Genomic DNA, 13,798 nt, shown 5'->3' with positions numbered 1-13,798 from the left:
TCACCTTCAAATTCACATACTTATTCTCCAGTTTCCCCAAATGATTGGGGATGATTTATTAGTTATCCACAATATCTTGTGGAAACCTGTTAATAATTACTTCCTCCCATTCACAAATGCTGTCTAATCAGCAACTACGCCTCACTCAGAGTTGTGCACATCTTTTCCACAGCCTGTTAATTATTCTACCCGCTTGCACTTCACTGCTGCTTTCGGTATGATTAAACTAAATTTAATTATCTTTGTCTGGGGTGCCACACGGCTGAGAAATACCCATCGAACCTGCTCTGGTTAGGACCAGCGAAGGGAGATCACAAGGTTGTTTTTTATTTTATAATTACCACCCTGGCGGACATTTTAATCCGGCAGGGTTTCTTTATTTAACGAGGTCATTATGACAACACCAATTACAATTGAATCACTCCAGTTTGGTTATCAGAAAAAGCAAACTATTCTCAATATTCCTCAATTATCTATTCCAACTAATCAATTAACTATTTTTTACGGTGAATCTGGTTGTGGAAAATCCACCCTGCTTAGAATCATTGCCGGTTTGCTCCCCAAGTATGGCGGACACTTATCAGGCACCATCAATCTCCCGGATCATCTCACCTGTGCCATGATGTTTCAAGACCCGGCATTACAATTTGCTTTAGACACACCACGGCATGAAATCGAATTTGCACTAGAAAACCAGCAAGTATCCGCTCAGCGCATTCCCCAACTAACTCAGCAAGCTTTAGAGGAAATTGGTATTTTACACCTTGCTGACCGCCACTTCACAACCCTTTCCGGTGGTGAGCAGCAACGTGCCAGCTTAGCCGTTATCATTGCAATGAATCCACAAATCATCCTCTTGGATGAACCCTTCGCAAGTTTAGACTTGCATAATCGAACTTTGATTATCCAACAACTAAAGAAACTCCTTCAAACCGGCAAAACGATCATTATTGCCGACCACGATTTAGCCGCATATGATTCACTTCATCCGCTAATCATTGATTTCAATAATCATTTTCAACCATTATCATTAGCTGCTACTCAAAAATTGTTGGATCGATTTAATCAGCCTAATAACGTTCCAGCCATCCTACCTCAATCAACCGATCCGGCTGCTATTTCATTACATAACTTTACCTTACGGCGACAGAATCAATTGCTTATTCAGCAACCGGAACTGACCATCTATAAAAATAAGGTGACCCTTTTAACCGGTGAATCTGGTAGTGGCAAATCTTCTTTTTTCAAGGCATTAACTAAAATCATTCCATTTGATGGAACTGTTCAGCTTTTTGATCGTCCTTTAAAGAATTATTCTTCACATCTACTTGGCCAAACCTTGGGCCTTGTCTTTCAAAATGCCAACGATCAGTTTCTTAAGGTAACCGTCCAGGAGGAACTAGAACTCAGTCTAAAAAATGGTCAGCATCCCTACTTTAATCGCTCCCGTTTAGCAGACGCAATCACCAAGCTAGGTTTACAACATCTCACCAATCAGGTGGTATACTCCCTTTCTGGTGGTCAAAAGAAGAAGCTCCAATTACTGGTGATGCTAATGATGGGACAGTCATTGTTGCTCCTTGACGAACCATTCAGTGGCCTAGATCAGCAATCAATCGCTAATTTGATTGACCTAATTCATAACTGTCAGCAGGTTTTACCCCAAACCATTCTGATTATCAGTCATCAATTAACGGGACTCGATTCATTAATTGACTATCATCTCAATCTGAGTGGTCGACAACTGTCATATCAAGGGAGGGCAAGTCATGAATCCTAGTCTAAAATTATTACTGATTATCATTATTTCCCTGGAAATATCTTTTACCAATAAAATCACCACCAACCTACTCTTAATCTTCTTTGCACTAATCTTTCTAATTTTGCATCATTGTTCACTACGGACATTGGTAAAATTACTACTTATCCCCTTGCTTCCTGCTTTAACCATCGCAGTTACCATCCGCTGGTTTAGTCCAGGCCATAGTTGGTTCTTTGCGTGGGTAATGGTTAGTCGGATCTACGCCTACTGCTTTTTAGGCGCTCTTATTACTATTTCTACGTCTCCACTTGAGCTTGCCCGCTCACTAGAACAAAATGCCCACCTCCCAGCTAAATATGCCTATGGAACATTAGCCGCCCTCAATACTGTTCCACGCACAATTCAAGCAATCCAAACCATTCGCATTGCAGCCCAAATGCGCGGAATCACTCTCAACTTCTGGTCACCGCAGCTCTACTTCAAAGCCATTCTCTCAGCTTTAAGTTGGTCGGACGTGCTCGCTCAAGCAATGGAATCACAAGGCTTTGTTGAGGGACGCTCACGGACCCATGTTCAAGTCATTCAGATTAAAACACGAGATTGGATAACCCTCATCGCTAGTTTGGCAATTGTTCAGGTCACATTACTCATGCTCCCATAACTTTTCTGGTATACTAAAAGAAAAGGAGTGCATTATGAATAATCAATCAACAACCAGTAGGATTCTCAGTTGCTTGGCTTACCTCAGTATCCTATTTCTTCCCGTTTTGTTTCCATTAATCATTTGGATCGTTGATCATCGGGACCCGTATGTTGCTCGACATGCGCGATCTGCTTTCTGGACGCAGATCTTCCCCGCCCTTTACGTGATTATCGCCCTACTAACCTTTTTTATTCTCGGCGCGGCCGGAATAGATCAGATCCGTAGTTCGGGTGGTTGGCTCTTCGGCATCCTAACGGTTTTAGCTCTTTTAATTTCCTTAATTCTCTACATTTACAACTTGGCGATGGGAATTAGCGTTTTAATTAAACGGCAATAATTAATTGAACAAGCGATTAGTAATTTCCAGTTGCTAATCGCTTGTTTTTTTACATTTTTCGTTATAATAGAACTAAATTACATTCAAGAAAGGATTAATATTATGTCGACCGTTCTCGGAATTGTTCTCTTATTAGTTGCCGTCGTTACGGCCAACATTATCCATTTAATTTGGCCTGTCCTCCCTTTAGCAATTTATCAAATTATTGCTGGAGTGGTTTTAGCAATTATTCCTGACTTAAAGACTTTTCAACTCGAACCAGAAATTTTCATGCTCTTGATTATCGCACCGCTCATGTTTAACGACGGTCAAAATACTTCCTCTAGGCAACTCGCACGGGGACTGTCAAGGACGATGTCGATGGCTGTCTATTTGGCGCTTTTTGCAGTCATTATCCTCGGGCTAGGATTACATTTCCTCCTCCCACGTTCGTTCTCATTCCCCGTTGCCTTCATGCTTGCTGCCATTATTACCCCAACTGATGCCGTCGCTGTTAAATCGTTGACTACTGATGTCGAAATGCCAGAAAACGTTAGTTTAACCCTCGAACACGAATCACTTTTTAATGACGCATCGGGAATCGTCCTGTTTAGTCTTGCTTCATCCGCCCTGGCTTCTGGTTCATTCTCACTTGCTCAAGGAATCTGGACATTCCTGTATGTGTTCTTTGGTGGGATTATCTTTGGAATGATTGCCGGCTCCCTGCTCATTAACGTGCGGACCGCGCTAATGCAGCATCACGTTGACATCGCCCCAATTGTCATTCCAATTAATGTAATGACTCCGATTGTCGTTTATTGGTTAGCCGAAGAACTCCACCTCTCAGGTATTCTAGCAGTTGTAGCAGCTGGGATCATGCACAGTATCTTGTATGACCGTCTCCACCTTACTTCGACCAAGGTGCAGATTGCTACTACTACTATTTGGAACATCATTGCTGATGCTTTAAACGGCCTTGTGTTCGTCTTTTTGGGACTCAGCTTGCCAATGGTGCTTGGTCATATGAAACAGCTGCAAACTCTTAAAATTGTTGGCATTGCACTGGTTCTTTATCTGGTTATGACCTGGTTGAGGTATTTATGGTCACAAATTGGTTTTGTGCGTCTGCATTCCAAAGCTTTACAACAAGATAAAAAACTGGATAGCTTATTGCTAGCAATTGGTGGTGTTCACGGAACCATCACTATGGCGATGGCCTTTTCCATTCCTTTACTGGTCAACGAAGACCGAATTGCTATGCGGAATGCTTTAATTTTGATTGCGGCCTTTGTAATCCTTATTAGTCTTTTTGTTGGTACCTTTGCTTTTCCAAAACTCCTTCCCCAAAAACAAGAAAGTTATTCTAAAGCCGAATTTCACAAAGCTTTAACCAATACTGTTCAGTATGCCATTAATGATTTAACCAATAATGGTGAACAAAATCGTGAAAAATCCTTAGTAATTGACCAATTGGCTAGTCAAATGACCATGCGGGCACGCCTGAATACCGAAACCTATAACCATCTCTTGCAAAAGTGCCACCAAGTAGAATTAGATACCCTTGAAGAACTGACCGATAATGACGTCATCACTGAACGGCAGGAACGAATGTACTCGCGGCTGATGGCCCGTGACCTCTTCAGTAAATCAAAGCACGGTTTTTGGGATACTTTTATCATGTTGTATCACCGTCTGCACTGGCTACACGCCCGGCGGAAAGTAATCAAACTTTATCATAAAAATCCGGAATTAAAAAAAGCGCGGCAAGACCACTTTAAAGCGGTTAATGATGAAATTGGCCCCGTTTTACGAATCGTGATCCGACGTGTTAATAAATTTTTGAATGATGCTCAAACGCCGAAAAATGCTTATGAAATCGCCACGGTTCGGCGAACATACCTAAACCGTTACCGAATCTTCTCACGTAAAAATAAGATTAACGCTGATCTCATGACTAGCTACTTTATCAATGCCTTTCAAGCAGAACACAGCTATATCCAACAACAAGCTGCTGCGCATAAAATTTCGTTTGACTTAGCAAACGCACTTAACGAACAAGTCTCAACGGACCAGTTAGTTTACATGCAGTCTTTGGATTAATTAACAAAGCAGGTAATCATTTCCCGGGAAATGATTACCTGCTTTGTTAATTATTTTTGCCAAGAACTCGTAAGTCCCAGCCCTTCATCTTTGGTTGTGGTTGTTCATCTGTTAATAGGTCCGTCCAGCCATCTACTAACTCTGCGGGTAGTTGGCGTTCTTCGTCCCGCATGTTCAGAACAAAGTAAATCTCATGACCATCCTTCACTCGTTTAGTGATTTCCAAATCAGTTGGGGTCGTAATTAATCCTGACACATCTGCCACTTGTAGAACCTCATCCATCAAGTGACTCAATCCAGCATGATCAATCCGACTACCGACATACCAAGCCGTCCCTTGCCCGTACTGATTTTCCGTGATTGCAGGAACCCCAGCATAGAATTCTGTACCATATTTAGCGACCGCACGAGCATGGTCACTGGTTAAATGAATGAGGTCACATAAATAATGACCATCCGTAGCAAGACCATCTTTTTCATAAACGACTTGGGTTGTCTTTCCAGGAGTCATTGCATCCGTCTCTTCAACCCAAATCCCGAGCACTTTGCTTAACGGTCCTGGATAACCACCAGTGTAGACATTATCACTCTCGTTCACCATTCCTGACATGTAGGTCGTAAGGAAATGACCACCAGCAGCAACGTAGTCATTAATTTTTTCGGCAAGCCCCTGCTTAACCATGTAGAGAACGGGGGCCACAATTAAGTCATACTGGCTAAAATCGTCATCTACGCTAATCACATCCGTCGGAATATGGCGTTCATAGAACTGCCGATAATAATCCAGAACAGAGCCAACATAGTCTAGATCTTGAGAAATCCCTGCCACGTATTCATATGACCAAAAATTATTCCAATCAAAAATCAACCCAACCTTAGCTGGAGTTTTGGAACCTAATATCTTGGTACTCAGCCGTTTTAAATCATGGCCAATGTGAGCCACTTCTTGAAACGCACGGGTGTCAGTCCGTTGAGAATGGCTAATGACTGCACCATGAAATTTCTCTGAACCACCGATTGCCTGCTTAAGCTGGAAATATTGAACCGTATCTGCCCCATGTGCCACCGCTTGAAACTCAGTTGCCCGGACTTGTCCAGGTCGTTTCAGTGGACTATACGGCTGCCAATTAACTTGGGAGGGCGTCGACTCCATCAACATAAATGGTTGGTGCTTTAAGCTCCGCATTAAATCGTACAGAAACGCAGGTTGATAGGCTGGTTGGTCATAAGCCGGGTATGAATCGTACGCAATGATGTCTTGATCCCCCGCCCAGGCTTGGTAATCAATCATCTTGTTTGGCGTGCTATGGAAGTTCGTCATAATTGGGGTGTGATCATCATACTTTTCAATCGTCCGCTTTTCCATCCGATAAAGATTTTGGAGCGCAGCAGATTGGAAACGAAGATAATCCAACGACAAACCGGCAACAATAGTATGACTGCCTTCTGGGCCCCATGCATCACCAAGTTCGTTGGGAACCACAATTTCATCCCAATGATAAATGGTGTGACTCCAGACGTTATTATTCCAGGCCTGATTGAGGCGATCAAGAGTCTGATACTTTTGCTGCAACCATTTTTGAAACGCCCTTTGGCAATTCTCACAGTAACAATTACCGCCATACTCGTTGTTAATATGCCAAGCAACAATGTGGGGATTGTCACCATACCGTTCCGCTAATTTAGCAACGAGCTTTTGAGCGAGCCGTTGATAGTTCGGGGAACTAGGACAGAAGTTATGGCGTTGACCAAAAACATGCCGTCGTCCTTGATAGTCCACCCGCGCCACATCTGGGTATTTTTTAAACATCCACGCTGGCATGGCGGCGGTTGAAGTTGCCAAAACGATTTTAAAGTCAGCAGCACTGAGTTTTTCAATAATTTTATCCAGAATACTAAAATTATATTGTCCCTCTGCTGGTTCAAGCAGCGCCCATGAAAACACATTGACGGTCGCGGAATTAATATCTGCCTGCTTAAAGACTTTAATATCGTCATTCCAGGTGTCTTCTGGCCACTGCTCGGGGTTATAGTCACCCCCGTACAAAATAGTTGGTAATTGATTCTTCATAATGATCCTCCACTACTTATTCGCGGTCACTGCAATCACGCGTTCGCCATGGTGCACCGTCGTCCCAAATTGAACATGGTTAACAACATCCACTAGGTTTGGCCGAACCATGAACGTCACCACGGTATCAAGATAGCCGTTTTGGCGAATTAAATCACGATCAAATTCAATCAGAAGGTCACCCGCGTGGACTTTTTGACCATCAGTATAATGCACATTAAAGCCTTCGCCACGCATGTTAACAGTTCCGAGGCCAACATGAATAATCGTTTCTAAGCCATCATCGGCAACAATTTCAAAAGCGTGCTTGGTTGAGAAAGTAAATTTAATCGTTCCATCAAACGGTGCGTAAATCCGTCCATCGCTCGGTGCAATCGCAAATCCTTTTCCAGGAAAACCAACCGTTCCATCTTCATTCTTAACATCCGCCAACGCCATTAATTGACCATCAGCAGGAGCTAATACGTTGGTTTCTTCGGTGGGTGTCGCCTGACGATCTGTCGTCTTAATTTCACCCTTAGCTAACTTATCCTTCAATTCTTCCACAATTGCCGCGTGCTGTTTTTCTGACAATTTAACCTTCGTCAAGAACACAACAATGGAAAGAATTGCTAACGCCATTGGGATATAGAACGCCATGCTATCAAACGTGCGAATGTCTTTAGCGGTCATATCCGCAGCTGTCGCAGCACCTGTCATCCCCGCAGCTACCGCAATGTAACCAACAAGCCCGTTTGAAATGGCTCCCGTCAACTTATCGATCATTGGCCGCACAGCTAAAACAACCGCTTCGTTACGTTGACCGTTCTTTAATTGACCATATTCAATTGCATCCGTAAAGGTTAGTACCGTCACTAATTGGGCATAGTTAATGTTAAACAGTACTAGTCCTAAATCCATCATAAAAATATTCGACCGACAGGCAATAAAAATTACGTAGGCCAGGGCCATGCAAACTTGTCCCATGATGAAAAGCCATTTTCGTGGAATAAACTTATTCAAAATTGGGAATAATGGGCTGGTACAGAAACCGATGATCGTTGCAATAACACCAACAATCCAAAATTGTCCTGGCTTCCCAATGACAAACTTGTAAAGGTAGAACAAGACCCCGTTCGTAATCACGTATGCACATGAGTACAGCAGGTAGGCTAAGGCTGGCCACAAAATTTGATCATTATGGAAAATGGCAGAGAAAACATCCCGAATGGTCGTCTTCTGCTGAGCTGAATTCCGAATTAAATTTTGCTTTTCTTTGGTACCAAAGCAAACAGCTAACGCACTTAAAATTGCTAACGCCGTAATAATGGCAGCAAAGGCAAACCAGCCGACAGCCCCTTCTTTATGTTGACCAGTAGCCAAATAAGTAAAGTAAGTGACAATTGGGACCACGATAATGGTCAGTCCGTTCCAACCGATCGTCCCGGCAAAGGCACCTAATGATGTATAAATTCCCCGTTCATTCGAGTCTTCACTTAACGCTGGCACCATTCCCCAGTAAGAAACATCAGAGAATGAATAAAAAATATCAAACGCTAGGAAAATGATGACAAATAGGATCGCAAAGAGGACCCAGTTAACCTTTGCCAAGCCAAAAATACCGGTAAATAGAACTAACAAGAGGGCTCCGGAAACAATATTTCCCCAGAAGATCCATGGCTTAAATTTACCCCACCTGGTTTTTGTATTGTCCACAATATTACCGATTACAGGATCAATAATTAGTTCCAGAATCCGTACACCAACAATCAAACCAGTAATTAGTGCAATTAATTGGTCCGCAACGTGTTTGCTCAGACCATCAAACATTCCGCTCGTCACAAAAATAATAAAATAAGTGCTCATTACGCCATAAAAAGCGGAGTGACCAACGTTACCAAAACAAAACGCAGAACGCGAAATCCATTGGGCCGCCGTTAGTTTAGCGGCTGGTTTTTGTTTAGTGTCTAAAATGCACACCCTCCTCAGAAAAATCATTGTAATCGCTTACAACAATTATTATAGAAAACTGTCTAAAAAAGTAAATGAAATAAATAAAGGATTTACTAATCTTTAGTAAATCCTTTACTGATTGATTTTTCTTGTAAAACTATCGCGCATGACGAGCCTCGTATCCACCAGCAGATGAAAGTGTGGACGTTGTGGATGATTGATCAAATCATGGAGGTCTTCTACCGCAATTCGGCACATTTCTTCCTGGTTAATCTCATAAGTGGTTAGCGGTGGCGACACATACTTGGCTAACGCACTATTATTAATACTGATTAAAGACGTATCCCGCGGAACAATCACGCCTGCATGGTTAAAAGCTTGCAGTACCCCAACTGCAATCGTATCCGACGCACAGATAAAACCATCTGGTAGACCGATCCGACCATACCGTTCGATAATTTCTTCTCCCATCCGTTGACCATTTTCAATGGTAAAACGGCCACTAGAAAAAATTGGGGCATCTGCCATTCCATATTCTTCAGCCACAATTTTGAAAGCAGCGGTTCGTGAATCGGCCATTAACGGTTTATCCCCAATTTGCATTCCCTGACCACCAATAAAACCAATTTTTTCAAATCCTTGATGAATCATTTCTTCAAATGCTTTCCGCACCGTTAACGCTAAGTTAGGTTGGACAGAATCAAAATAATCTGGCGCTGGATTCGTATCGACGATGACCCCAAGGGGTAATACCTGATGAAGACGATCAAGATCATCAGTCGTCATGTGGTTCGCACCAACACAAATAAAGCCTTCGTAACGGCGAGCTTGATTAATCAATTTCTCCGTATCAGAAAAGGTCTTCGTCCTTAATTGACGTTTTGCTAACGCCTGCTGCAGATGTTCCTGCAGGGTGGCAAAATAGACATCATTCTCCTGATCTTGCTTGGTAATTCGAAATAGAATCGCGATCTCTTTATTTCCTAATGGTCGTTCATGCTCGTCCCAGTATCCTAATACATCCGCCACTGCCAAAATCTTTTCCCGCGCCTGATCCGAAATTACTAGTCGCGGATCTGAGTTTAATAGACGGGACACCGTGGCGGAAGAATATCCTGCACGTTGCGCGATTTCCTTAATTGTGACCATTGTGATCCTCCACTTCGCCTAATGAACGTAATGATTCAAAAATTGTTGCACATGCCGTTGGTACTGCCGAGGGGTCGTTTGAAAAGATTTGGCGTGTGCAGCTTTCGGCACTACCCATAACTCCTTCGGCCCCTGGGTTGCTCGATAATTAGTATAAACCATTTCCGTAGGCACAAACGTATCCTTGGCCCCATGGATGAATAACATTGGTCGTTTATTATGATGCAATGAAGCCACCGAACTGGCTTCACTTGTATAGAATCCATTCGCAATCCGGTTAACGATACTCAACGATGCTTCTGCTGGTTTAGCAACCACTGGCGGTAAATGATACAGCTGCTGAGCTTCATGATCAAGTTCCGCCGCTAGACTGGTGTAACCACAATCTTCGACAAAGGCTTTTACCTGATGGGGTAATTTAATTCCGCTCGTCATCATCGTGGTGGCACCACCCATGCTAACCCCAAACATCACAATTTGGCTATTCTGACCATTCTTTTGAATTAGCCGGTTAATCCATTTACGCTCATCATAACGTTCTGGCCAGCCATAACCAATGTAGCGACCTTCGCTCTCTCCATGCGCCCGTGCATCCGGGAGCAAGACATTATAGCCCATTTGATGAAACATCGCCGCATAAGCACCCATCGTTTCCTTATTATTCATAAAGCCATGACAAATTAAAACACTTTTCTTCGACGGCTGAGCTGCAGGAATATAATCCGCTACTAACCGGTAGTTTTTACTAGCGGACTTCATTACCCATCGTTGCTTTTTTACATCATGAAACCATTTCTTTTGCCGATACAGTGGATCAGAACGGCGCAGCGTTTGGTGATTGCTGCTGATAAATGACTTATGTCCCGGTACCATGCCGACTTTGAAAAAGTATCCACCGGCCGCTAACCAAATAATTAGTAAAGTCCCAATAATAGCTGTTAGCCACCGCCATAAATGCCGTTGCTTATTCTTCTTTTTCGCCATGAATTCTTCCCCTATCTCAATAATAGCGTTAATTTTAGCGCATTCTGACAAAAAATGCACCACGCGTTTTCCACGCTCCGTGGTTCAATGTTAAAATAGAATTAGTTCTCAAAAGGGGGAGTAGCTATGTTTCCAGAAAGACTACGGGCATTACGCCGTGGACAAAAAATCACATTAAAACAGTTAGCAGCAGCACTGAATCAGCACCTTGGACCAGACGAACGGCCAAATACTGCTTCACAAATTGGCAATTGGGAGCGCGGTATTCGTACACCTTCCTACATCGAGGCCAAAAAATTATCCGAATTCTTTGACGTTAGCCTGGATTACTTAACTGGAAAAGAAGACCATGACGATTACGATCTGGCAAAACTGTTTTTCTCCAGTAAAAGTCTCACTTTCAACCACACAAAATTATCAAGTGAAGACCGTTATGAAATTTTCCAGTTAATTGATGGTTACCTCACAGGACGCAATCACCGTCAAGATACCGACAAATTCTACAGTAAACAAGAAGAATTAAATTTGCATTTTAATTAAGAAGGGCCATTATGAATCCAAAGAAACTGAAAAAATTAAAAAAGCAGTACCGTAAAGTCGCAACTGCTGCCCATCAATCCTCATATATTCAAGAATTGAAGCATTATGGTGAACTATTTAATGACTTTTCCAGCATCAAATTTCTGATTAATAATGCCCTACTCAATGACCGATTACTTCGTTCTGGACTGCTACCCCAGCCGCTCCCAAAAATGCTTTTGCCGGATGACATTCAAGATACCATTTTTAAAGAAGTGAATGCCAAATATCCCCAAGGTGATCCGCAAGGCGACAAAGTATGGGAAAAATATACCACTGCACTTCCTAAGCTTGATCGTCTCTTACGAAATTACCGTGACTACCTCGAAGAAACTTATGGAATGTGGTCGTACACCAATTCGTCATTCACCAACGCCTTAAGTCATTATTTAGCTGGAGCCCCAATTCTGGAAGTAATGGCCGGCAATGGTTACTTATCGAAAGGATTGCGAAACTCTAATCCCCACCAGGAAATCTACACTACCGATAGCCAGGCCTGGGTCAAGGAAAACGAAACTGGTCGCCATCCAGTTACCAAGATCGAACCATTAGATGCACTAGCCGCCGTCCAAAAATATGGTAACCAAGTTAAGTACGTTGTGATGTCTTGGGCACCCGACAAGGGCGAGCAAGATTGGCAATTACTCCAATTAATTCGGCAAGATTACCCTGACCTACAGTTATTGGTCGTGGGTGAAAAAAATGGCGCCACCAATTCACCAACCTTTTGGCAAAATGCGCATTTATCACAACCTGACGCTCTACAAAAGGTCAATCAGTATTTAAAGACCTTCGATTTAATTGATGAACAAATCTATTTGGCAAAGTAGTTATCATGGGGCAGCTACTTTTTTATTGTCAAAACATCTAAAAAGATCTAAAATTAACCCAAACATCTAAAAAGCTCTAAAACTATATGGAGGTTTTATTCATGAATAAGAAAAATCCATTTAACCCCACCTTTGGAGATGTCCCCAAAATTTACCTGGGTAAAGACCAACCAGAAGAATTAGCATCATTAATCCAACAGAGCGATTTTGCGCGTTCTTTTTTTATCACCGGTGTCCGTGGATCTGGTAAAACGGCCTTTATGACAGAAGTAGAGCAATTACTGAAAATGCAAAGTAATTGTTACTGTATTGATTTAATTAACGACTCTAGTCTACTACCTAGTTTTGTAAATCGTCTGAAAGAATTAACTAATACTAAGCTGACAAATGCGTTCAAAAAAGTAAAGGGCATTTCAGCAGCGGGAATGCAAATCAGTTTTAAACAGCAAGATGATCCTAGCAATGAGATTGCCAATCATGTCATGAAGCTAATGAAAGTAATTAAAGACCAGCAAAAATTTGTAGTAGTCGCAATTGATGAAGTAACCAACGATCCCGTAATTCATAAATTTGCCCAGATTTTTAATGAATTAAAGCGTCAAGATATGCCCATTTTTGTTTTGATGACCGGCCTACCTGGATTGATTTTAGACGTTAAAAACGAAGAAAAATTAACCTTTCTCCTTCGTTCAGAGCAGCGTGTAATGAAGCCTCTTCAGGCAAGCGATACTGCCATTACTTATCGGAAAATTTTTGAATGTTCCCCAGCTGTCGCTAGTAAGATGGCCCAAATGGTCCAAGGATATTCATACGCTTTTCAGTTGCTTGGCTATTTAACATTTCAAGAAGGTCAACGAACAAATACTACCGTTTCATTAGAGCTACTAAAGCAAATTGAACCCGATTTCTTAACCTTGCTCTTTGACAATGCTTACACGAAAATTTTCGATGAACTATCATCAAATGATCAAAAATATTTAGTAAGCATTTTCGGTAACAAACGACTCAGTGAAGTTGCTAAAGAAATGAAGCAGAGCTTATCATATGTTTCCCAATACCGTCGACGAGCAATCAGTCGTCATCTAGTTACTCCTGCAACATATGGTAAAGTTAAATATACATTACCGTACTTTCGTAAATTTATTCAGGAAACCCAAAATCCCGATTCCATGTATTATCAATTTATCGACTAAAAAAGCCGCGACTACCTCAATGAAGTAGTCGCGGCTTTGTGTATTGATATGATCTCAGGTAATGATGAACGTCCACTTTCATCATTACCAGGCACCCTGCAATCCGGCAGGTTAATGTGCCCCACTCGAAATGTCTAATGGTAGCCATTTGGGTTGCTACCAGACCTCTCGACTCATCG

The 13,798-nt window shown here is 42.2% G+C and carries 11 protein-coding genes and 1 riboswitch; of the genes, 7 read left to right on the top strand and 4 right to left on the bottom strand.

Features of this window, described 5'->3' with window-relative positions; all coding sequences use genetic code 11:
- Window positions 1–237: 237 nt before the first annotated feature.
- Window positions 238–326: riboswitch (TPP riboswitch) on the top strand.
- A gap of 68 nt (window positions 327–394) precedes the next feature.
- From HMPREF0501_RS03570 to HMPREF0501_RS03555, 4 genes are all read left to right on the top strand, one after another.
- On the top strand, window positions 395–1,780 hold the full coding sequence (locus HMPREF0501_RS03570) for an ATP-binding cassette domain-containing protein (protein WP_006916484.1): 1,386 nt from the start codon (window positions 395–397) through the stop codon (window positions 1,778–1,780).
- A complete protein-coding gene (locus HMPREF0501_RS03565; RefSeq protein WP_006916483.1) occupies window positions 1,770–2,423 on the top strand; it encodes an energy-coupling factor transporter transmembrane component T family protein in 654 nt (217 codons plus the stop codon). The genes HMPREF0501_RS03570 and HMPREF0501_RS03565 overlap by 11 nt, the downstream gene beginning before the upstream one ends.
- Before the next feature lie 34 nt (window positions 2,424–2,457).
- Window positions 2,458–2,802 carry a DUF4870 domain-containing protein gene (locus tag HMPREF0501_RS03560; RefSeq protein WP_006916482.1) on the top strand — a complete coding sequence of 115 codons (345 nt, stop codon included), beginning with the start codon at window positions 2,458–2,460 and terminating at the stop codon, window positions 2,800–2,802.
- A gap of 102 nt (window positions 2,803–2,904) precedes the next feature.
- Complete coding sequence (locus HMPREF0501_RS03555; RefSeq protein WP_006916481.1) at window positions 2,905–4,881, top strand: cation:proton antiporter; 1,977 nt, start codon at window positions 2,905–2,907, stop codon at window positions 4,879–4,881.
- 46 nt (window positions 4,882–4,927) lie between these two features.
- Here the strand turns inward: HMPREF0501_RS03555 and HMPREF0501_RS03550 are convergent, their stop codons facing one another.
- From HMPREF0501_RS03550 to HMPREF0501_RS03535, 4 genes are all read right to left on the bottom strand, one after another.
- Window positions 4,928–6,952 carry a beta-galactosidase gene (locus HMPREF0501_RS03550; RefSeq protein WP_006916480.1) on the bottom strand — a complete coding sequence of 675 codons (2,025 nt, stop codon included), beginning with the start codon at window positions 6,950–6,952 and terminating at the stop codon, window positions 4,928–4,930.
- Between the two features lie 12 nt (window positions 6,953–6,964).
- On the bottom strand, window positions 6,965–8,929 hold the full coding sequence (locus tag HMPREF0501_RS03545; RefSeq protein ID WP_081443410.1) for a PTS sugar transporter subunit IIA: 1,965 nt from the start codon (window positions 8,927–8,929) through the stop codon (window positions 6,965–6,967).
- A gap of 87 nt (window positions 8,930–9,016) precedes the next feature.
- A complete protein-coding gene (locus HMPREF0501_RS03540; RefSeq protein ID WP_006916478.1) occupies window positions 9,017–10,033 on the bottom strand; it encodes a LacI family DNA-binding transcriptional regulator in 1,017 nt (338 codons plus the stop codon).
- Between the two features lie 18 nt (window positions 10,034–10,051).
- On the bottom strand, window positions 10,052–11,017 hold the full coding sequence (locus tag HMPREF0501_RS03535; protein WP_006916477.1) for an alpha/beta hydrolase: 966 nt from the start codon (window positions 11,015–11,017) through the stop codon (window positions 10,052–10,054).
- 126 nt (window positions 11,018–11,143) lie between these two features.
- On the opposite strand from HMPREF0501_RS03535, the gene HMPREF0501_RS03530 reads away from it, so the two are divergent.
- The 3 genes from HMPREF0501_RS03530 (at window position 11,144) to HMPREF0501_RS03520 (ending at window position 13,619) form a co-directional block, all read left to right on the top strand.
- Entirely contained in the window at window positions 11,144–11,557 is a 414-nt protein-coding gene (locus tag HMPREF0501_RS03530) for a helix-turn-helix domain-containing protein (RefSeq protein ID WP_006916476.1), read from the top strand.
- 11 nt (window positions 11,558–11,568) lie between these two features.
- A complete protein-coding gene (locus HMPREF0501_RS03525; RefSeq protein WP_006916475.1) occupies window positions 11,569–12,426 on the top strand; it encodes a hypothetical protein in 858 nt (285 codons plus the stop codon).
- A gap of 101 nt (window positions 12,427–12,527) precedes the next feature.
- Complete coding sequence (locus tag HMPREF0501_RS03520; protein WP_006916474.1) at window positions 12,528–13,619, top strand: ATP-binding protein; 1,092 nt, start codon at window positions 12,528–12,530, stop codon at window positions 13,617–13,619.
- Window positions 13,620–13,798: the final 179 nt, after the last annotated feature.

This window comes from Limosilactobacillus coleohominis 101-4-CHN, assembly GCF_000161935.1.
In the GTDB taxonomy this organism is placed as follows: Bacteria; Bacillota; Bacilli; order Lactobacillales; family Lactobacillaceae; genus Limosilactobacillus; species Limosilactobacillus coleohominis_A.
The sequence above is the reverse complement of the archived record's forward strand: the minus strand, read 5'-3'. Positions and strand labels throughout refer to the sequence as shown.